This window comes from Streptomyces sp. NPDC088350 (assembly GCF_044753545.1).
GTDB lineage: Bacteria > Actinomycetota > Actinomycetes > Streptomycetales > Streptomycetaceae > Streptomyces.
Genome location: NZ_JBIVNL010000001.1, coordinates 993,097 through 1,013,640, shown reverse-complemented (window position 1 = coordinate 1,013,640; position 20,544 = coordinate 993,097). Strand labels below are relative to the sequence as shown.

Below are 20,544 nucleotides of genomic sequence, written 5' to 3'. Positions count from 1 at the left end.
GCGAACCCGCAAGCACAACGGGACGCAGGCCTGCCAGGAAACCCGCCCTCAGGTCTGCTGCTCGTACTGGAGGCCTGGATAGTGCCGGGCGGCGATGTCCTCCCGTGTGCCCACGATCAGGTTCATGGTGTACACCGTGTAGTCGATCGCCTGCCCGGCCATCTGCGCGAAGAGTACGAGGTCGCCCTCGTCCGGTGCCATGTCCCACGACTCGGAGAACCCGCCGATCTGCACGCAGGCGCCGGCGCGTTGTCCACCGAAGGCCAGGTCGCGGACGGCTTCCTCGAATCTCTCCAGCGCCTCCTCGGCCCCGTCACCGTTCAGGAACTCGCTTGTCTGCGGGCCCTCTTGCCGGTCGGAGTCGAGGGTCAGTCCGGGCACGGGGTACAGGACGCGTGGTTCGTAGACCCTCGTCTCCATGGCCTCACCTCTGAATTCGTATGTCGCCGCGCGCTCCGTGGTCCGTGCTCCGGCGGGGACATGGAGCACCACGGACGACTCGGGCGGGTACGAGATCTCAGTGAAGAACAACAGGTGCCCATCGGCGGGCAGTTCGATGTCCAGGGCGTCGTGGGGCAGGGCCGCGCAGTCGACGCTCAGCACGAGCGGCTCCCTCCCCTCGGGCCACTCCGCCCCGTCCGGCAGTGCGGGGAGCCCGCCCGTTCGTGCGGCGGGGCGGGCGTTCTCCCGCAGGGACGCGGGCACTTCCTTGTGCTGCACCAGGTAGAGGCACGGCCGGGTCCCTGCCATCAACTCCTGTGCGACGGGGCCGGGTACGCCGTATTCGGCGGCCGTCTCCAGGACGAGCCGTTCGTCGATCGATGTCATGCCGGCGATCGTGCCACGGGCCACTGACACGGCTCGGAGAATCGGCCGCCTCGGCTGGGTCCGCTACTTTTCCGCTACTTGTCCTCTACTTGTCCGCCCGGTAGAGCTTGATGTCCTTGTTGACGAAGAGGTGGACGTAGCCGCAGCGCCAGCAGATCAGGCCGGTGGCGTTCTCGTCGGCCCAGGCCATTCTCATGAACTCCATGCCGGTGCTGTTGAGCAGGACACCCCGCTCCCGGAACAGATCCCCTTTGCAGACCTGGCACTTGAGCCAGACATCCCCCAGCGCCGCCCGTACCGGCTTCTTCGCCATCGCGTGAACTCCCCCGCCTCGCCGTGCTGTTGGCACGAGGTTATCCACACGTACAGCGGCGCACCGCCCCTGGATGGGGTGGCGCGCCGGGGGTGCTACGTCACAGCTCGGCTGTCACGGTGCGGGTGGTCAGTGGTGGCCGCCCCCCTCGTGGCCGCCACCCTCGCGACCGCCACCACCGTTGTGACCGCCACCGCCCTCGTGGCCACCGCCACCGTTGCGGCCGCCGCCACCCTCGTGGCCACCGCCACCGTTGTGACCGCCGCCACCCTCGTGACCGCCACCACCGTTGCGGCCGCCGCCACCCTCGTGACCGCCACCGCGGTGCTCACCCCAGGACTTGTCGTCCACGAGGCGTCGGTGGTCGTTGCGCAGGGTGGCGGTGTCCGAGCGGTTGTCCCAGATGTAGTCCCGGCGGTCCTGGTAGACGTCGTGGCTGTCGTCGTGGCCCTTGCCGGTGTGGACGCGGACGGTGGCGTGGCCGTCGAGGCGGTAGTGGCGGAAGGTGTAGGTCTGGCCTTCCCTGTTCGAGAGCCTCCAGCCGTCGAGGTTGACGCTGTGGCGGGACTGGTTGGTGATCTCGATCCACTCGTTGTTCAGGGAACGGGCGGAGCGGTCGTCGAATCCCGGCGAGTCGTACTGCACGCGGCTGATCTCCACGCTCGGCCGGGCCGCGTGGTCGGCCGCGGTCGCCGGCAGTGCCGCCGCGCCGACGAGAGCACCGGCCGCCAGAGCGGCTGCGGCCAGACGGCGGACGGACACGGAAGGTGAAGAGGTCACGGGTTCCCCCAGCATGGTGCGGGCACATCCTTGGATACGGCAGTTGCCGGACCCCGGGCTGTGCGGTGTGCGGGTGGCGGCCTGTTGGCCGCACACCCACACCTTCTCCACCGTGCCGACGGGATATGGGCGATACGAGAATCACGTTACGGGTCAGTCGCATTTCCGTGACTCTCGACTGCACTGTCCATGTATGCGCGTGATGCACCAGGTTGACGCCCCGAGTTCTTGCGGGAACTGACCCCAGGTCCGTGATCGCCAGGGTGCGCCACCCCGGGTCCGCCGAGGGCGTCACCCGAAAGTGGGTAACGGTGAGCCTCTCACCTGCGCACTATTACTGGCAGTAACAGTTCTTCGCCGATCCTGACGCCGGGTCACCGAAGACCGCGTTGGCGCATGGCGTGGAGCCGGTCTCCGTCGCGTAGGTGAACCTGGCGCTCGCGCCGTAGGCCACGGCCGTCGTCCCGCTGACCGCGCAGGTGCCGTTCTCGCTCGCGCACTGGGCCCAAGTCCCGGGCAGCGCCTGCACAGTCGAGCCGTTGTCGCCGGAGGTGAACGTCTGGAGGATCCGCGCGAAGCCACCGGCGCTCTGGCTGACGCCGCTGCACGTGCTCCGGGCCGAAGTCGAGCCCGCGCAGCCGCCGTTGTCGCGGTTCTGCGACCAGTACGCCGTCAGGGCGATCCCCCGGGAGGCGGCGGTCTATGCCGGACGGGTTGGTGAGGGAGGCCGACTCGACGTCGACGTCGACGTGGGAGAGGTTGAAGGTGGTGATGACGTTCTCGATCTGTGTCTGGAGGGCGGCCTGTCCGGGCACCTGCCATTGGCAGCCGGGGCCGTCGACGAGCGCGGCGGTGAAGAACTTGGTGCCGTAGTTGTTGGCCGCATCGGCGAGGGAAACGTTTCCCGTGCCCGTGTCGAAGTAGGGGGCGAAGACATGGGCGGACCAGGCGTTCGGGGCGGAGGCGGCCGACGCGGGTGCCGAGGGGGGTGAGGCCGGTGGTCGCGAAGGCTCCGGTCAGCAGGGCGACGGAGAGAAGGGAGCGGGACAGGGAACAGGACAGGGAACGGGACAGGGAACGAGATGGGGAGCGAGATGGGGGCTGGTCATGGCGGTGGGGCGGGAGGATGTGCTCCGTCCCGCCCCACCGGCACTGCCCAACTCCCTTAGTGCCTAAGGCACTTCGAGAGGTCGAGCCGGACGATCTGCGGATCGTGGTCGCTCGCCTGGTCCGCGAACTCCGCGTTGATGTGCACGACGTCGTAGGTGAACGACGTCACCGCGGGGCTGGTCAGGATGTGGTCCAGGGTCTGGGAGTTGCCGTCGTAGACGTAGGTGTAGCGCTCGGCGGCGGGGAGGGTGGTGATCAGGGGCGTGAGGACCTTGTCGGCCGTCAGGGTGGTCACCGTCTGGGAGAACTCGTAGTCGTTCAGGTCACCGAGGACGACCGCCTTGGCGTTCTTGTCGGCCGCCAGCAGGGACTTGACGAAGGTGTTGACCTCGGCCGCCTGGGCCGCGCGCTGGGTCTCGGAGCTGCGGGCCGGGGGCTGGTAGCGGCCGTGGATCGGCTGGTCGCCGCCCTTGGAGATGAAGTGGTTGGCGATCACGAAGACCTGCTCGCCCTGGAAGGTGAACTCGCCCACCAGCGGCTTGCGGCTGTCCTCCCAGGCCGCGTTGGCCGGGTCGATACGGCCCGGGGAATAGGTGAGTTCGACGCCTCTGCGGGTCTTCACCACGCTCGTGGCCGTGGTCGCGTCGCCGCCCGGGCGGTCGGTGAAGGAGACCCGCTTGGGGTTGAAGAGGAAGACCTGGCGGATGTTGCCGCCCGGCTCGCCACCGTCCTGGTCGTTCGTCGGCGAGATGTAACGCCACTTGTACGCCGGGCCGCCGGCCGCACGGACCGCGTCCGTGAAGCGCTTCAGGGTGCCCTCGGCCGTCACCGTGCCGTCGTCCGTCGCGCCGTTGTCGTCCTGGATCTCCTCCAGGGCCACGATGTCGGGCGAGTTGAGGTTGACCGCGACGCCCTGGGCCAGCCGGTCGAACTTCTCCTGGGTGTCGAGCGCGTCCAGGTTCTCGACGTTGTACGTGGCGACCGCCAGCTCGTCCCTCTTCTGACGATGGGTCACTTCCTGCTTCAGGCCGTTGTCGACGAGGGTGCCGAGCTGGGTGGCCTGGACGTTGTAGCCGCCGTAGGTGGAGTAGTCGAGGGGGCCGGTCGTGGCACCTGACAGTTCGTCACCGACGTTGGCCGCGGGGAAGGTTGACGTCGTGTCGAGCGACATCACCTCGATACGGCCGGTGTTGGGCTGGTCGTACGAGGAGTAGAGGGTGCCGCCGCGTGCCGTGGCGTTCTCGTCCGGCTTGACCGTGACCCACAGTTCGCCGTAGGCGTCCGAGGCGCCGACCACGCGCGCGTCGGCGAACGTGACCCGCATGCCCTCCAGGGACTCGAAGAAGTCCTGGGCGTAGACGGTGGGTTGGAGCGCGAGGGACTCGATGCTGCCGCCGGACGCGGTCGGGATGTAGGCGTCGGGGACCGAGGTGGCATCGAGGGTCACGGCGTCCGGCAGGGCGTTGGCGCTGGAGAGAACCGTGGTGGTCGGGCCGGTGATCTCGGTGTTCGACTGGCTGGTGCTGCTCGGGTAGTACTCGCTGACCTTGCCGGTGACCAGGACCGAATCACCCGCCGTCACCGTGGGCTTGGTGGAGCCGGTGTAGACGAAGACGGCCTCGCTGGTGCGGGGGTCGGTGTCGGGCGTCGGGTCCTGGATCCAGTAGCCGAGGGAGCCGCTGGTACGGACGCCGGTGACGATGCCCGGGACACGGGTGACCGTCCGGCCGGCGTACGGCGAGAGGCGGGTCGTGCCCTGGATGTCGTGGACGCGGACGGTGCCGGGGTCGGTCGGCGAGCCGCCGTCACCGCCGCCGTCGCCCGAACCGGGCGTCTGCCCGGCCGAGTTGACCGGTGACGGGGTGCCCGCGGTGAAGTCCGCCGCGTTGTCGTCGGTGTCGGCGAGGGAGTCGGCGCGCGCGACGGCGGCCGTGTTGGAGGCGCCGGTGGCCGGGCCGCCGCCCTCGCGGACGACCGCGGTGCCGTAGCCCGCGAGGTCGACGATGCGTGTGTCGGCCGCGCAGTCCGCGGCGGTCTTGCAGGTGAGCGCGGTGGTGCCGGCGACCAGGGCGATCGTGCCGGAGGTGGCGCTCATGGCGATCGAGCCGCCGGCGTCGGTGGTCGGCAGCGCGGTGGTGCCGCCGCTGCCGGTGCCCTCGCCGACCAGGTAGCGGGCGCCGGGGGCGATCGCGCCGGTGAGCGCGGTGACCTGCCAAGTGGAGCCGGAGGAAGGCGTACCGGGCAGGTACTGCACGCTGTAGCCCGACAGGTCGTAGGCCGCGGAACCGGCGTTGCCGAGTTCCACGAAGTCCCGGGTCAGGGTGGCTCCCGAGTTGCCACCGCCGCCGTACACCTCGGCAATCACCGCCGAGGCGGAGGGAGTTGCGGACGCGGCGGGCAGGGCGGTGAAGGCGAATGCTCCCGCCGCGCCCACCGCGATGATCGCTTGGGCGGTGCGGCGGGCGTGGGGTCTGCGCCCTTCAGGTCTGGACACGCTGGCGGTCTCCTCGTACTTCGTGTAGCTGCCGATACCGGTGCCTGTGGGGAGTCGGCTCAAGTTACGCGCGTAGAAAAGGAGTTGCCAGAGGGTCTCGCGTTAAATCCAGGGAACAAAGGGGCGCGGGGGCGACGATCGTGGTCGCGAAGGCGATGTTCCACACATGACTTCGGTGATCAACATGGATAACTCGCCCTATTGCGGCGCGCCTTGGGGGCCCCGCGCCGCAACAGGTTCCGTGTTCGGGAGCGGGGAGCCGTGGGGGCATCGGCGAGGGAGATGCGGCTCAGGCCGTCCGTTTGCGGGGAGTTGCCTTCTTTGCCGGGGTCTTCTTCGCGGAGGATTCCTTCGTCCCCTGCGCTGTCTTCTTCGCGGATCCCGAGGCGGTCGTCTTGGCGGTCGTCGTCTTGGTGGTCGTCTTGGCGGTCGTCTTGGCGGTCGTCTTGGCGGTCGTCGTCTTGGCGGTCGTCTTGGTGGTCGTCTTCTTGGCCGCCGTCTTCTTCGTCGCCGTGGAGGTCGACTTCTTGCCGGTGGTCTCCTTCGGGGTCGCTCGGGGGGACCTGGAGGAGATGGGTCTGACCTCGGCCTTCGCTCCCGTTTCCGCACCGCCCGTGTCCTCGCCGCGCGACTCCTTCGCCTCGCGGACGCTCTTCTCCAGGGCCGCCATCAGGTCGAGGACCTTGGCGCCGGGGGCCGGAGAGGGGGAAGCCGCGGGGTGCTCGCCGGAGGCCTTCGCGCTGATCATCTCCTCGACCGCCTCGCGGTAGTCGTCGTGGAGGTCGGCGAGGTCGACCTCGCCGAGTGTGTCCATCAGGGCGTCCGCGAGGTCGAGTTCCTTGTCGCGGACCGTGACGGTGGTGTCCGGTGCGACGCCCCCGGGGGCGCGGATCTCGTCCGGCCAGAGCAGGCCGTGCATGGCGATCACGTCGTCGACCACGCGCAGCATGCCGAGGCGTTCCCGGCCGCGCAGCGCGTACTTCGCGATGGCCACCTTCTGGCTGCGCTTCAGCGCCTCGCGCAGCAGGGTGTACGGCTTGGCCGCGGGGACGCCGTTCGCGGAGAGGTAGTACGCCGCGTCCATCTGGAGCGGGTCGATCCGGTCGGCCGGGACGAACGCCACGATCTCGATCGTCCTCGCCGTCGGGATCGGCAGCTGGGCCAGGTCCTCGTCCGTGATCGGGATCATCGTGCCGTCCGCGTCCTCGTACGCCTTGCCGATCTCGGACTGGGTGACCTCGCGGTCCTCCAGTTCGCACACCTTGCGGTAGCGGATGCGGCCGCCGTCCTCGGTGTGGATCTGGCGGAAGGAGACGGAGTGGCTCTCGGTCGCGTTCACCAGCTTGATCGGGATGCTGACCAGGCCGAAGGAGATGGCGCCGTTCCATATGGATCGCACCTGGGGCACCCGCCTTCCGGTTTGCGGCTACGGCTACGGCTACGGCTTTCGGTTACGGCTTTCGGTTTACGGTTACAGATATTTCGTTACGTTTTCGTGTGATTCTTATCGTATGACGCCGATCACGGAGGTGGAGGGGCGACGGCTCGCGCTCAGCAACCTGGAGAAGGTGCTGTACCCGGCGACCGGCTTCACCAAGGGCGAGGTCCTGCACTACTACGCCACGACCGCCCAGGTCCTGCTGCCCCATCTGCGCGACCGGCCGCTGTCCTTCCTGCGCTACCCGGACGGGCCCGACGGTCAGGTCTTCTTCGCCAAGAACGTGCCGCCGGGTACGCCCGACTGGGTCACCACCGCCGAGGTGCCCCGGTCGGAGGGGCCTGCCCGGATGGTGCTGGTGCAGGATCTGGCGTCCCTGATCTGGGCGGCGAACCTCGTCACCGAGTTCCACACGCCGCAGTGGGTGATCGGGGCGCCGGGTCTCGCCGACCGGCTGGTCTTCGACCTCGATCCGGGGGCGCCGGCGACGGTCGTCGAGTGCTGCGAGGTCGCGGTGTGGCTGCGGGAACGGCTCGCCGCCGACGGGATCTCGGCGTACGTCAAGACGTCCGGGGCGAAGGGGCTGCATCTGTTGGCGGGGGTGGAGCCGGTGCCTTCGGAGCGGGCTGTGGAGTACGCGAAGTCGCTTGCCGTGGAGGCGGAGCGGGTCATGCCTGGGCTCGTCGTGCATCGGATGACGCGGAGTCTGCGGGTGGGGAAGGTGTTCGTGGACTGGAGCCAGAACGCTGCGCGGAAGACCACGGCAACGCCGTACACCTTGCGGGCGCGGAGGGAGCCGGGGGTGTCGGCGCCGGTGACGTGGGCGGAGGTGGAGGGGTGTGGGGCGGTGGCTCAACTCACCTTTCTCGCGGCGGACTTGGAGGGGCGGGTGCGGGAGTACGGGGACTTGTTGGGGCCGTTGCTCGATGGGGGGCGGGCGGGGGTTGTGCCTTGAATTTCGCCCCCGCCGCCCCTACCCGTCCCATCCCCAGGGGCTGCCGCCCCTTCGGCCCCGCCTGGGGGCTCCGCCCCCAGACCCCCATTGGCCCCGAAAGGGCCTCGTCCTCAAACGCCGGACGGGCTGAGTGCAGCCAACCCATGTTGAGAGATTGCCGGACAGACCGAGTGCAGCCCGCCTTCGTTGAGAAGTTGCCGGACGGGATGGATGGTGCCGGCCTGAACTCAGACGGCGGACGGGCTGAACGCAAGCCGCCTCGGCCGAAGAGGGACCCTCATACCCTCCCCCACGTATGCCGATCCCTCGCCATCGCATGCAGCGCCTCCACATCCGCCGGCTTCAACACCCCTCCCGTCCTCGCCAGTCCGGACAGTTCCGTGTCCTGGAGTACGCGGATCTCGCGGAGTGGGGCCGTCACGGTGATGTCCGCGGGGCCGGCGAGGGCGAGGACGGGGTGGACCTCGGCGGTCAGGGCGTAGGACGCGCGGTCCGCGTCGGAGCGGATGCGGCGGAGGAGGGGGTCGGGGTCGCGGCGGCCCAGGGTGACCATGGGGTCGGCGATGCGGACGCGTTGTTTGCGGGCGTACAGCGTGTGCAGGGCGAAGAGGCCGCCGGGGCCGATCGCCAGGTGGTGGAGGCGGTCGCCGCCGGGGAGCGGGATCGAGTGGAGGGCGTGCCAGCCGGCGCCGTCGAGCGCGTCCAGGGCCTCGCCGACCGCCTGTTCCGCCGTCAGGGCGCGGCGGCGCGGGTCGGGGCGGAGGCGGTGCTGGGGGCCCGGGTCCCGGTCGAGGGCCACGTGGAGGGCCTCGCCGGGGCGGTTGGGGGCGAGGTCGTCGTCCGGGAGGAGACTGAGCCGGGCGAGTTCCGCGGGTGTCGGCACCGGTGGCGGGCCCACCGTGACCGGGCCGGTGAGGAAGGGACCGAGGGCGTGCAGCACGTCCTCTCTGCGGTCCTCGTTCAGCAGGTTGATCCTGGCCGCCTCCCGGTCGTACCAGGCGACGTTCCTTCCGTCCGTGTGACAGACGTACAGCCGTTCCTGACCATGGCGCCAGGTCGGTACGACGCGTAGTCCACTCATGCGTCATCACCCCTCGACCATGGGAACAGGCGGGGTGCTCAAGGGGCAAGAACCCGGTTACCTTTGGGTCAGTCGCTGGGGCTTGGGGAGGCTCCGTTGCGGACGCGCAGGAGGCAACCCGACGTACCCGCTCCGGACAGTCCGTGGAGCGAGATCGTCACCGGTCTGTGGATGGGCGGACACGAGTTCAGGGGGCGGTCGGGGCAACTGGAGTTCGCGGTCGTAAGGGACGAGTTCGATCTCGTGCAGACGCTGCTGCGGCTGCCGGGACACGGGCCCGACTCCGGCGTCGAGCACCATGTGTGGCCGATTCCGGACGGGCCGCTGGACGGGACGCAGCTGGCGGGCGTGATACGGCTGGCGCGGGCCGCGTGCGACGCGCTGGACGACGGGCGCGAAGTTCTCGTCCGCTGCTATCACGGCTACAACAGGTCGGGCCTGGTCGTCGCCCACGCGCTGGTCCGCCGGGGATACTCCACCGAGGAGGCGATACGGCTGATCCGCACCCGCCGCTCCCCGTGGGCGCTGCACAACGAACTCTTCGTCGAGTATCTGCGGGCGGGACTCTCCACGGCCCGGCTGCTGGAGGAACTGGCCGAGTAGACGAACAGCCAATAGCCAGCAGTGAGTAGCCAGTAGCCGAGTAATCGTTTCCCCGACCTGCCCTCGCACGCGAACAAAAAGGACTTCCGTACGAATAGGGTGTACGGGTCCCACACCAGCACCTCTCCGGGAGAACAGTGAGGCTCAGCCGCGCCGCCCGCACCGCCGTCGTCGCCCTGCTGCTCGCGACCGCGGTGGCCTGCGGCGACACCGGTGCGCTGCGCGGCGCGGGGGCGACCCCGACGGCGACCAGCCCCGCCCGACTCTGGCCGAATCTGTCACCCGCCGCCTCCCCCGCCTACGACTTCGACGAGGCGGACACGCGGATCGTGAAGGGCGTCACCGTCCCCGGGGACGACATCCGCAAGGTGGACCCCGTCGCCGTCGTACGGGCCGAGATCGCCGCGGACCCCGGTGACTACGACGGCTCCAAGGCGCCGTATCACGGAACCGCCGAACGGATCGCCGACTGCGCGAAGGGCGGGGACCGGAGCGCGTGTCCCGTCCTCAAGCCGTACTACCGCGACCTGACCGGCGACGGACACGACGACATGACGCTCGGCTTCCGTCTCCTGCCGACCAGGATGACCGCCGTGCGGGTCTACACCGTCGAGAAGCACCGGCTCGTGCAGGTCATGGCCAACGACGACGCGGTGAGCGGGGTCGAACTGGCCGGGCGTTCGGTGATCATCCGCTCGCCGTCCGAGCTGGCGGGGTACGAGTACCGCGTGCAGTGGACCTGGGACGCCGAGCAGAAGGCGATGCTGCTGACCCACGACGAGTTCCTGCGCAACGGGAGCCGTAAGCACGGAGTCCGCCGCGCGACCCCCACGCCCACCCGCGCGCCCACCCCGTCGGCGACCCCGTGATGAGGCTCGCGCCGCCCCGGTGGGCCGGGACCCTCGCCTTCAAGGCCGCCGCGTTCATCACGGTGATGTGCTGCGCGCTGGCCGCCATGCTCGGCGTCCTCGTGCACGAGTCGGTGACCGACCGGACCGTCGGCCAGGCCCGTAGCCTCGCGCTGTCGCGGCTGAAGCAGGCGACGGCGCAGTACGAGGCCGGGGACTCGCTCGTGCACGGCGCCGGCGTCGACCCCGAGGGCGTGCCCGTGCCGCTGCGGGAGCTGGCGGCGGCCGGGGAGCGCGGCACGATGGTCGGCCGGCACCGGGGGCGCCCCACCATGTGGGCGGCGGGCCCGGCCTCCGGAGACCGCGTGCTGGCCGTCGCGGTCGACTACTCGCAGGGCGCCGACACCATCGCCGGGCTCGACCGGGCCATCGTGGGGTCCTCTGCGCTGGCGATCGGGGCGACGCTGCTGGTCGGCGCGTTCGCGGTGACCCGGGTGACCCGGCGGCTGCACGGGACCGCGCAGGTGGCCCGGCGGATCAGCGCCGGTGACCTGGACGCGCGGGTCGACGATCCCCGTACGAAGGACGCGACCCGGCCCCAGGACGAGGTGGCCGCGGTGGCCGCCGCGCTCGACACCATGGCCGCGTCGTTGCAGGGCAAGCTGCTGACCGAGCAGCGGTTCACCGCGGATGTCGCGCACGAGCTGCGTACGCCGCTGACCGGGCTGCACGCGGCGGCCGAACTGCTGCCGCCGGGGCGGCCGACCGAGCTGGTCCGGGACCGGGTGGCCGCGCTGCGCACCCTCACCGAGGATCTGCTGGAGATCTCCCGGCTCGACACCCGGCGGGAGAAACTGGAGCTGGACACCGAGCGGTTGGGGGCGGTGGCCGAGCGGGTCGTGCGGGGTTCCGGTACGGACACCGAGGTCAGGGTCGTGCGGGACGAGTGGGTGGAGACGGATCGGCGGCGGCTTGAGCGGGTGCTGGGGAATCTGGTCGCCAACGCGCACGGGCATGGGCGGGGGCGTGTGGTCCTCACCGTGGACGGGGCGGTGGTGACCGTGCGGGATCACGGGGACGGGTATCCGGAGTACCTCGTGGACCACGGGCCGCAGCGGTTCCGTACGGAGGGTGGGGCTCGGGGGCATGGGCTCGGGTTGACCATCGCGTTGGGGCAGGCGGAGGTTCTGGGGGCGCGGTTGGAGTTCTCGAATGTGGGCGCCGGGGATGGTGGTGGGGCGTTGGCGACGCTGACGCTCCGCTAAAAGGGCCGATGAGAGCTCGGGGCTGCGGGTAGTCCGTCGGCCGCGAGCCGTGTGTGGCTGGTCGCGCCCACGCGGCGGAGCCGCATATCGACACAGCCCCGCGCCCCTAAAAACAGGGCCGTGCTCGTGTGGACCAGTGTGACGAGCGGGTCCCACTCCACCACCCCTAATGTGGCGACTAGTCAGCTTCGCCCCATTTCCTGGAGGTACCCCCATGTCCCTCAGCCTCTCTCTCCGCCGTCTTGGCATAGCGGTCGCCGCCGGTGCGCTCGTCACCGCCGCCGCCGTCACTCCCGCCGTGGCCGACGACGAATGGGGCGACGAAGACCAGGGCGTCAGCCAGCAGGACGACGGCTGGAACCAGCGCGGCGACGAGGACTCCGACGGACGCGGCGACCACATCCAGCAGGGCGACAACGACGGCCGTGGCGACCAGGACGAGCACAGCGAGCACGGTGAGCACAACAACCCGCGCCTGTACCGGGGTGTCGTCACGGCGAACCAACTGGCCCTGCGTTCCCGCCCGGACCGCGGCAGCAGGATCATCCGGTACGCCTACCGGGGCGACCATGTGGAGATCTTCTGCAAGACCAGCGGCTCCAACGTCCAGGGCAACCACCTCTGGTACCTCCTCACGGACGGCACCTGGGCCTGGGGTTCGGCACGGTACATCGACAACATCGGACCCGCGCCCCGCTGGTGCTGACGGACGAGACACACTCCCCACCCAAGGCACACAACACGTCCCATTTGGGTAAGTTCCGGACATGACCAACGCCGGAACCACTGTCACAGCGGACGCTCCCACCACCGCTGTACGCCTCCCCCGGCGCCGTGGCATCGAACTCACCCTCATCGTCGTAGCCGTACTCCTCTCGGTGTACGGCTACTGCGCTGTCGGTCTCGCCAAGAACGGCACGGTCCCGCCCGGCGCCGCCGGTTACGGCGCCGGGCTCGGCGTGCTCGCCCTGCTGGCCCACTTCGCGGTGCGCTTCCGGGCCCCGTACGCCGACCCGCTCCTGCTCCCGATCGGCGTGCTCCTCAACGGTCTCGGCCTGGTGCTCATCTACCGGCTCGACCTGGAGACCCCGGGCGACCGGGCCGCCCCCACCCAACTCGTGTGGTCCACCCTCGGCGTGACCTTCTTCATCGTCGTGGTCGTCGCCCTGCGCGACCACCGCGTCCTCCAGCGCTACGCGTACGTGTGCGTCGCCGCCGCCCTCGCCCTGCTCACCCTCCCGGTCCTCTTCCCGGCCGTGAACGGTGCCCGGATCTGGATCCGGATCGCCGGATTCTCCATCCAGCCGGGCGAGTTCGCGAAGGTGCTGCTGGCGATCTTCTTCGCCGCGTACCTGGCGGCGAACCGCAACGCGCTCGCCTACGCCGGCCGCCGCGTGTGGCGCCTCCAACTCCCCACCGGCCGCGTCCTCGGCCCGATCGTCGCGATCTGGCTGCTGAGCGTGGGCGTCCTGATCCTGGAACGCGATCTGGGCACCTCGCTCCTCTTCTTCGGCCTGTTCGTGACCCTCCTCTACGTCGCCACCGGCCGCACCGGCTGGATCGCGGTCGGCCTGCTGCTGGCGTCCCTCGGCGCGGTCGCGGTCGGCTGGCTCGAACCCCACGTCCACAGCCGCGTGCAGGACTGGCTGCATCCCTTCGCGTCGATCGAGGCGGGCCAGGGCCCGAACCAACTCGCCCAGTCCCTCTTCGCGTTCGCGGCCGGCGGCATCCTCGGCACGGGCCTGGGCCTCGGCCACTCGGTCCTCATCGGCTTCGCCGCCAAGTCGGACTTCATCCTGGCGACGGCGGGCGAGGAACTGGGCCTGTCCGGCCTCTCCGCGATCTTCATCCTCTACGGCCTTCTCGTGGAGCGCGGCTACCGGGCGGGCCTGGCCCTGCGCGACCCCTTCGGGAGGCTGCTCGCGGTCGGCCTCGCCTCGATCGTCGCGCTCCAGGTGTTCGTCATCGCGGGCGGGGTGACGGGCCTGATCCCGCTCACCGGCATGGCGATGCCGTTCCTCGCCCAGGGCGGCTCCTCGGTCGTCACCAACTGGGCGATCGTGGCCCTGCTGATCCGGGTGAGCGACTCGTCCCGCGGTCAGTACCCGTACGAAGGCGAGATGGCCGCATGACCGGCAACGGCTCGATGACCCGGCACATCCGCCTCGCGGCGGCCTTCTGCACCCTGCTCCTGCTCGCCCTGCTGGTGAACGCCACCCGCATCCAGGTCTTCCAGTCCCCCGCCTACGACGGCAACCCCGCCAACCGCCGCCCCACGATCGCCCGTTACGACCAGCCGCGTGGCGCCATCCTCGTCGGCGGCCGACCGGTCACCGGCTCCCGCGACTCCGGCGAGCAGCTCCGCTACGAACGGACGTACAGGAACGGCCCGTTGTACGCACCGGTGACCGGCTTCGCCTCGCAGGAGTACGGCACGACGTTCCTGGAGCACTCCGAGGACGACATCCTCTCCGGCACCGACGCGATGCTCTCCCCGTTCCCCCTGTGGAACGACCTGACCCGCGCCCAGAACCCCGGTGGCGACGTCGTCACCACCCTCAACCCGGCCGCACAGCAGGCGGCTTACGACGGACTCGGCGCACGCACCGGCGCGGTGGCCGCGATCGAACCGTCCACCGGCCGCATCCTGGCTCTGGTCTCCACCCCGTCCTACGACCCCGGGGCCCTGTCGGGCAACGGCCGTGCCGCGAACCGGGCTTGGGCGCGGCTGAACGCCGACACGAACAAGCCGATGCTCAACCGGGCGGTACGGCAGACGTATCCGCCGGGTTCGACGTTCAAGGTGGTGACCGCGGCGGCGGCGCTCGACGCGGGTGTGGTGACGGACCTGGACGCGGCGACGACGTCACCCGACCCGTACACCCTCCCCGGCACGTCGACGACGCTGACGAACGAGGGCGACGGCTGCGGGGACGCGCCGCTCCGGTCCGCCTTCGAGTGGTCCTGCAACACGGTGTTCGCGAAGCTGGGCGTGGATGTGGGCGTGCGGAACATGAGCGCCACGGCGGAGGCGTTCGGCTTCAACGACGCCGACGTGAAGATCCCCTTCGCGGTCTCCCCCAGCACCTTCGACACATCAGTGGACAAGGCCCAGTTGGCGCTGTCGTCGATCGGGCAGTACAACACGCGGGCCACGCCGTTGCAGATGGCGATGGTCGCGGCGGCGGTCGCGAACGGGGGGCAGGTACGGCCGCCGTACCTGGTGGAGCGGACGACGAGGCGCGGCGGCGAGACCGTCTCGACGGCCGGATCCCGCCCGGTCCGCCAGGCCATGCACCCCGCGACCGCCGTACAGATGAAGGAACTCATGGAGGACGTGGTCACCGAGGGCACCGGCACGAACGCGGCGATCCCCGGCGCGACCGTCGGCGGCAAGACCGGTACCGCCCAGCACGGCATCGGCAACTCCGGTACGCCGTACGCCTGGTTCGTGTCCTGGGCGCAGGGCGAGCGGGACATGGAGCCGAGGGTGGCGGTCGCGGTGGTGGTGGAGGACGCGTCGGCGGACCGGGGGGACATCAGCGGGGGCGGGGACGCGGCGCCGATCGCGAAGGCGGTGATGGAGGCGGTGCTCGGTTCGTGAGACGGGGGTACCGGGAGTCATGGGCCCCGACCTACCGTTCGGTACATGACTGAGCCCTTGCGAGCGACCGAGTCCTTGAGAGCAGCCGCGCACGAACTCGCCCAGGTCAATATCGCCCGTCTCCGATTCCCCCTGGATTCCCCGGAGTTGAAGGACTTCGTGGACGCCCTCGACCCGGTGAACGCCGTCGCCGACACGGCCGGGGGTTTCGTGTGGCGCCTCCAGTCCGACACCGGCAACGCGACCGACGTCCCCGTCCTCGGCGACGACTGGCTGATCGTCAACATGTCGGTGTGGCGCGACACGAACGCCCTGACCGCGTTCATGTACCAAGGGCGGCACCGGGAGTTGCTGGCCCGCCGCCGGGACTGGTTCGAGCGGATGCGGGAGGCGATGGCGGTCCTGTGGTGGGTACCGGCGGGCCACCGGCCCACGGTGCGCGAGGCGGAGGACCGCCTCCTCCACCTGCGGGCACACGGGCCGACACCGTACGCGTTCACGCTGCGGACGTCGTTCCCGGCACAGGGTGCCGAGCCGGTGGCACCGGTGGACATCCCGGAGGGGCTGGGCTGTTCGGTCTAGGACAGCGGGGTCCTGCGAGGGGGTTGACGGGGCTTGCTGACAAGCAGTCTCATAAGTGCCATGACGAGCCTCACGGACGTGGACGCCATGGTCGGGCTGCGCGACGCACTCGGGCTGCTGAGAGACCGCGAGCAGGTCGCCGAGCGGCTGCTCGCCTCCTCCGCGAAGCACTCCTTCGACCCCGACAAGGAACTCGACTGGGCCGCGCCCTTCGAGGAGGGCAAGTGGTTCTGGCCGCCGGAACTGGTGTCGCTGTACGACACCCCGCTGTGGAAGCGGATGGGCGAGGAGCAGCGGCTTCTGCTCTCGCAGCACGAGGCCGCGGCGCTCGCCTCGCTGGGCATCTGGTTCGAGCTGATCCTGATGCAGCTGCTCGTCCGGCACATCTACGACAAGGCGGCGACGAGTGCGCACGTCCGCTACGCGCTCACCGAGATCGAGGACGAGTGCCGGCACTCGAAGATGTTCGCGCGGCTGATATCGCGCGGGGACACGCCCTGGTATCCGGTGAGCCGCGCCCACCAGAACCTGGGGCGGTTGTTCAAGACCATCTCCACCACGCCCGGTTCCTTCACCGCGACGCTGCTTGGGGAGGAAGTCCTCGACTGGATGCAGCGGTTGACGTTTCCGGACGAGCGGGTGCAGACGCTGGTCCGGGGTGTCACGCGGATCCATGTCGTCGAGGAGGCACGTCATGTGCGGTACGCCCGGGAGGAGTTGCGGCGCCAGATGGTGACCGCGTCGCGCTGGTCGCAGGAGTTCACCCGGGTCACCTCCGGTGAGTTCGCGCGGATCTTCTCGATCGCGTTCGTGAATCCCGAGGTGTACACGAACGTGGGGCTCGATCAGCGGGAGGCGGTGGCGCAGGTGCGGGCGAGTGGGCATCGGCGGGAGGTCATGCAGAGCGGCGCGAAGAAGCTGACGGACTTCTTGGACGACATCGGGGTGCTGCGGGGTGTCGGGCGACGGCTGTGGAAGGCGTCGGGGCTGCTGGCTTGAGTTCACAGTGCGGCCCGGTGGGGGCTGGTCGCGCAGTTCCCCGCGCCCCTGAACGCCGGACCGGTTCAGGTGCTTTTGAGGGGCGCGGGGCTGTGTCGATGTGCGGCTCCGCCGCGTGGGCGCGACCAGCCCCACCGACCCGCAGCCGCCCGACTACGCTGCACCCCATGACCCCCGCCGCCCCTACCCCCGCCTACCGCCGCCTCAACGTCGAGGAGCGGCGCAGCCAGCTCCTCGAAGCCGCCCTCACCCTCTTCGCGCACCGCGCCCCCGAAGAGATCTCCCTCGACGACGTGGCAGAGGCAGCCGGGGTCTCACGCCCCCTCGTGTACCGGTACTTCCCGGGCGGCAAGCAGCAGCTCTACGAAGCCGCCCTCCGCTCCGCCGCCGAAGAACTGGAGCAGTGCTTCGACGAACCCCGCGAGGGCCCGCTCCTCCCCCGTCTCTCCCGCGCCCTCGACCGCTACCTCGGCTTCGTCGACCAGCACGACGCCGGGTTCAGCGCGCTGCTCCAGGGCGGAAGTGTCGTGGAGACCTCCCGTACGACGGCCATCGTGGACGGGGTCCGGCGGGCCGCCGCCGTGCACATCCTCAGCCATCTCGGCGTGGCCGAACCCGGACCGCGGCTGCGGATGACCGTGCGGATGTGGATCACGGCCGTAGAAGCGGCGTCCCTCATCTGGCTCGACGAGGACAAGCAGCCGCCCGTCGACGAACTGCGGGACTGGCTGGTCGAGCAGTTCGCGGCGGTGCTCTCGGTGACGGCCCGGCGGGATCCGCAGACCGCCGCGCTTGTGCGGGGCCTCGCGGTGGATGGCTGACACTGGTGGCGTGAAGAGCGAAGACACCCCGTTCGAGGGCGGCCCCATGGACGGCCGCTCCCTGCCCATCCTGCTCGGCCCCACCGGAACCCCGCCGAAGACCTACCGCATCCCGGTCCCCGACGCGGCCGGCGGCCCGCCGACGGTGCTCGTGTACCGCCGGGTGCCCCGGGGCCACAGCAAGCGGCTGGGCCTGCCCAAGGGCTGGAAGTACGAGTACGACCCCCAGGGCAAGAGCGGCAGCACCCTCCGGTGGCCATGGTCCAAGCCGGACGCCGCACCGGACTCCGCACCAGACGCCACGCCGGGCGGCAAGCCGGACGACACCCACGGGTGACCCCGTTGCGCCGAACCGCGCACACCCGGCGCGCGGACCCGGCGCCCGCGACTGATGCTCACGGTGCGGGGCGGAAGGACCGCCGCGCACCGGAGGTGATGACATGTCAGGAAGGCTTCCGCGTCTGGTCTGTACGGCGGCGGTGGCGGCCGGCACCGTCCTCGCACCGCTGCCCGCCGCGGCCGTACCCGAGCCGCAGGCCCCCGGACAGCGGCCCGTGGCCGAGCTGCTGACGGACCTTCGGACGATGTACCGGGACGCCGAGCAGGCCACGGAGACGTACAACGCCACCGCGGAGAAGCTGAAGAAGCAGCGCGCCGAGGTCGACCGCCTCGACTCCGCGCTGGCCCGCGCCCGCCTGACCCTGCACGACAGCCGGGGCGCGGCCGGCCGGCTGGCCCGCGAGCAGTACCAGAACAGCACCGCCATCTCCCCGTACGTACGCCTGCTCCTCGCCCGCGATCCGCAGCACGCGCTCGACGAGGGCCATGTCATCGGGCAGTTGGCGCGGGAGCGGGCCGAGACGGTGGGCCGGCTGGTCGGCAGCGAGAAGAAGAGCGACGGCCTGGCCCGCGCGGCCCGCAAGGCGCTGGACGGTCAACTCACGCTCGCCGCACGGCAGAAGAAGGACCGCGACGACGTACGCAAGCGGCTCGACGACATCGAGAAGCTCCTCACCTCCCTCACCCCCGACCAACTCACCGCACTGGCCGCCTTCGAGAAGACAGACGTCGACAAGGCCCAGCAGAAGTTGGTCACTTCGGGTGCTCTGGGCGAAGACGACAACCGCGAGCCCTCACGGGAGGGAGACCGCGCCCTGCGCTACGCCGTCCAGCAGATCGGCAAGCCGTACGAGTGGGGCGCGGAGGGCCCGAAGACGTACGACTGCTCCGGCCTGACATCTGAGGCATGGGGACACGCGGGCACCCCGATCCCGAGGACCAGTGAAGAGCAGTGGGCGCAACTCCCCAGAGTCCCACTGAAGGAGTTGCGCCCCGGCGACCTGGTGATCTACTTCCCCAAGGCGACACACGTGGCAATGTATTTGGGCGACGGAAAGATCGTCCAGGCTCCGCGCACAGGCGAGAAGGTCCAGGTTTTGCCGATCGCGACCTACCCGATCCTCGGAGCCGTACGCCCAGACCAGGCGCACTGAAGGGGCGCGGGGAACTGCGCGACCAGCCACGACGAAGCCGCAGCCTAGGCCGTCACAGAAGCCAGGTACGCCCCCGTCTTCTCCGGCTCATAGAAGAAGTTCTCGAAATCAGCCGGATCATCAAACGCGTTGGCGAACCGATCCGCCACCGGCTGCAACTCCCCAGCCGCCCCAATGAGGTTGAGAACATGCTCCGGCGGCGGACCCAGCATCGCGTTGGTCCACTTCGTAACGTGCCGCGCAGTCGACCAGTAGCGCTCGAACGTCGCCGTCATCCAGTCCCCGTCGAACTCCTTCTCCCCGTGGTCGAGGATCGACGCGAGGTAAGAAGCGGCGCACTTGGACGCGGAGTTGGAGCCCTGCCCGGTGATCGGGTCGTTCGCGACGACGACGTCGGCGACACCCAGCACCAGCCCGCCACCCGGCAGCTGCCCCACCGGATTACGGACGGTGGGCGCGTAACGCCCGGCCAACGTCCCGCCCGCATCGGTCAGTTCGACACCCCGCGCCCGCTCGTACTCCCACGGCGTGAACTTCTCCATGAGTTCCAGGGTCAGGGAGAGATGTTCCGCCGGGTCCTTGACGCCGTTGAAGACGTCCAACGGCCCGCCGGGTATGCCCTCCCAGAACAGGATGTCCGCGCGCCCGGACGTGGTGAGCGTCGGCATGACGAACAACTCGCCCACGCCCGGCACCAGGTTGCAGCGGACCGCCTCGAACTCCGGGTGCTCCGGGCGCGGGCCAAGACCGTGGACGTAGGAGACCGCGAGGGCCCGCTGCGGCTCGGTGTACGGGGAGCGCTCCGGGTCGCGGGCGAACATGGAGACCAGCTCGCCCTTGCCGGCCGACACGAGGACGAGGTCGTACGTACGGGAGAAGTAGTCGAGGTCGCCGACGGCCGCGCCGTGGATGACCAGTTGGCCGCCGCGCTGGGCGAACGTCTCCATCCAGCCGGCCATCTTGACCCGCTGGTCGACCGACTGCGCGTACCCGTCGAGCTTGCCCGCCCAGTCGATCGCGCGCTGTGTCGGCCCCGGGTCGTGCGAGCCGGGGGCCGCGACCGAGACGCCGAGTCCTTCGATCTTCGGGGCCTGGGATTCCCAGAAGTTCACCTGGAGCTCGCGCTCGTGGCCCAGTGCCGTGTCGAACATGCACTGCGTCGACATGACCCGACCGGAGCGGATCTCGTCCGCCGTCCGGTTGGACATCAGGGTGACCTCGTACCCGTGCGACTGGAGTCCGAGGGCGAGTTGGAGCCCGGACTGACCGGCTCCGACGACGAGTATCTTCCGCATACGGGTGGTGGCTCCTTGGTCGCGACTGCTCAGGG

20 protein-coding genes are annotated in these 20,544 nt (G+C 70.1%); 12 read left to right on the top strand and 8 right to left on the bottom strand.

Annotated elements, in window-relative coordinates:
- Positions 1 to 48: 48 nt before the first annotated feature.
- The 6 genes from ACIQBL_RS04695 to ACIQBL_RS04670 all read right to left on the bottom strand — a co-directional run bounded on the left by ACIQBL_RS04695 (position 49) and on the right by ACIQBL_RS04670 (position 6,933).
- Positions 49 to 828, bottom strand: coding sequence for a DUF1963 domain-containing protein (locus ACIQBL_RS04695; protein WP_401936733.1), 780 nt, complete (start codon positions 826 to 828; stop codon positions 49 to 51).
- Between the two features lie 85 nt (positions 829 to 913).
- Positions 914 to 1,141 (bottom strand): hypothetical protein, encoded by a 228-nt coding sequence (locus ACIQBL_RS04690; protein ID WP_043674251.1) that lies wholly within the window; start codon positions 1,139 to 1,141, stop codon positions 914 to 916.
- Positions 1,142 to 1,270: 129 nt separating this feature from the next.
- On the bottom strand, positions 1,271 to 1,936 hold the full coding sequence (locus ACIQBL_RS04685) for a lamin tail domain-containing protein (RefSeq protein WP_401936730.1): 666 nt from the start codon (positions 1,934 to 1,936) through the stop codon (positions 1,271 to 1,273).
- A 319-nt stretch (positions 1,937 to 2,255) separates the two neighbouring features.
- Complete coding sequence (locus tag ACIQBL_RS04680) at positions 2,256 to 2,450, bottom strand: hypothetical protein (RefSeq protein ID WP_401936728.1); 195 nt, start codon at positions 2,448 to 2,450, stop codon at positions 2,256 to 2,258.
- Between the two features lie 636 nt (positions 2,451 to 3,086).
- Positions 3,087 to 5,465, bottom strand: coding sequence for an endonuclease/exonuclease/phosphatase family protein (locus ACIQBL_RS04675; RefSeq protein ID WP_401937057.1), 2,379 nt, complete (start codon positions 5,463 to 5,465; stop codon positions 3,087 to 3,089).
- A gap of 349 nt (positions 5,466 to 5,814) precedes the next feature.
- Entirely contained in the window at positions 5,815 to 6,933 is a 1,119-nt protein-coding gene (locus tag ACIQBL_RS04670) for a Ku protein (protein WP_401936725.1), read from the bottom strand.
- 103 nt (positions 6,934 to 7,036) lie between these two features.
- Between ACIQBL_RS04670 and ligD the strand changes: the two genes are divergently transcribed.
- The gene (gene ligD / locus ACIQBL_RS04665; protein ID WP_401936722.1) at positions 7,037 to 7,918 is read left to right on the top strand and encodes a non-homologous end-joining DNA ligase; all 882 of its coding nucleotides are present in this window, start codon (positions 7,037 to 7,039) and stop codon (positions 7,916 to 7,918) included.
- A 277-nt stretch (positions 7,919 to 8,195) separates the two neighbouring features.
- Here ligD and ACIQBL_RS04660 read toward each other — a convergent pair whose 3' ends face one another.
- Positions 8,196 to 8,999: a nuclease-related domain-containing protein gene (locus tag ACIQBL_RS04660; RefSeq protein ID WP_401936720.1), complete on the bottom strand. Its 804-nt coding sequence runs from the start codon at positions 8,997 to 8,999 to the stop codon at positions 8,196 to 8,198.
- Positions 9,000 to 9,095: 96 nt separating this feature from the next.
- On the opposite strand from ACIQBL_RS04660, the gene ACIQBL_RS04655 reads away from it, so the two are divergent.
- From ACIQBL_RS04655 to ACIQBL_RS04605, 11 genes are all read left to right on the top strand, one after another.
- Positions 9,096 to 9,602: a dual specificity protein phosphatase family protein gene (locus ACIQBL_RS04655; protein WP_401936717.1), complete on the top strand. Its 507-nt coding sequence runs from the start codon at positions 9,096 to 9,098 to the stop codon at positions 9,600 to 9,602.
- Between the two features lie 137 nt (positions 9,603 to 9,739).
- Positions 9,740 to 10,471: a hypothetical protein gene (locus ACIQBL_RS04650; protein ID WP_401936714.1), complete on the top strand. Its 732-nt coding sequence runs from the start codon at positions 9,740 to 9,742 to the stop codon at positions 10,469 to 10,471.
- A complete protein-coding gene (locus ACIQBL_RS04645) occupies positions 10,471 to 11,715 on the top strand; it encodes an ATP-binding protein (RefSeq protein WP_401936711.1) in 1,245 nt (414 codons plus the stop codon). The genes ACIQBL_RS04650 and ACIQBL_RS04645 overlap by 1 nt, the downstream gene beginning before the upstream one ends.
- 214 nt (positions 11,716 to 11,929) lie before the next feature.
- Positions 11,930 to 12,421 (top strand): SH3 domain-containing protein, encoded by a 492-nt coding sequence (locus ACIQBL_RS04640; RefSeq protein WP_401936708.1) that lies wholly within the window; start codon positions 11,930 to 11,932, stop codon positions 12,419 to 12,421.
- A 61-nt stretch (positions 12,422 to 12,482) separates the two neighbouring features.
- On the top strand, positions 12,483 to 13,847 hold the full coding sequence (locus ACIQBL_RS04635) for an FtsW/RodA/SpoVE family cell cycle protein (protein WP_401936705.1): 1,365 nt from the start codon (positions 12,483 to 12,485) through the stop codon (positions 13,845 to 13,847).
- Between the two features lie 14 nt (positions 13,848 to 13,861).
- Positions 13,862 to 15,319: a penicillin-binding transpeptidase domain-containing protein gene (locus ACIQBL_RS04630; protein WP_401937055.1), complete on the top strand. Its 1,458-nt coding sequence runs from the start codon at positions 13,862 to 13,864 to the stop codon at positions 15,317 to 15,319.
- Between the two features lie 45 nt (positions 15,320 to 15,364).
- The gene (locus tag ACIQBL_RS04625) at positions 15,365 to 15,901 is read left to right on the top strand and encodes a DUF3291 domain-containing protein (protein WP_401936702.1); all 537 of its coding nucleotides are present in this window, start codon (positions 15,365 to 15,367) and stop codon (positions 15,899 to 15,901) included.
- Between the two features lie 60 nt (positions 15,902 to 15,961).
- Positions 15,962 to 16,900 carry a diiron oxygenase gene (locus ACIQBL_RS04620; protein ID WP_401936699.1) on the top strand — a complete coding sequence of 313 codons (939 nt, stop codon included), beginning with the start codon at positions 15,962 to 15,964 and terminating at the stop codon, positions 16,898 to 16,900.
- Positions 16,901 to 17,067: 167 nt separating this feature from the next.
- Positions 17,068 to 17,721 carry a TetR/AcrR family transcriptional regulator gene (locus ACIQBL_RS04615; protein WP_401936696.1) on the top strand — a complete coding sequence of 218 codons (654 nt, stop codon included), beginning with the start codon at positions 17,068 to 17,070 and terminating at the stop codon, positions 17,719 to 17,721.
- 10 nt (positions 17,722 to 17,731) lie between these two features.
- Positions 17,732 to 18,058 carry a hypothetical protein gene (locus ACIQBL_RS04610; RefSeq protein ID WP_401936694.1) on the top strand — a complete coding sequence of 109 codons (327 nt, stop codon included), beginning with the start codon at positions 17,732 to 17,734 and terminating at the stop codon, positions 18,056 to 18,058.
- 103 nt (positions 18,059 to 18,161) lie between these two features.
- Entirely contained in the window at positions 18,162 to 19,214 is a 1,053-nt protein-coding gene (locus ACIQBL_RS04605) for a C40 family peptidase (protein ID WP_401936692.1), read from the top strand.
- Between the two features lie 44 nt (positions 19,215 to 19,258).
- Here ACIQBL_RS04605 and ACIQBL_RS04600 read toward each other — a convergent pair whose 3' ends face one another.
- Positions 19,259 to 20,509 (bottom strand): styrene monooxygenase/indole monooxygenase family protein, encoded by a 1,251-nt coding sequence (locus ACIQBL_RS04600; protein ID WP_401936690.1) that lies wholly within the window; start codon positions 20,507 to 20,509, stop codon positions 19,259 to 19,261.
- Between the last annotated feature and the right edge of the window lie 35 nt (positions 20,510 to 20,544).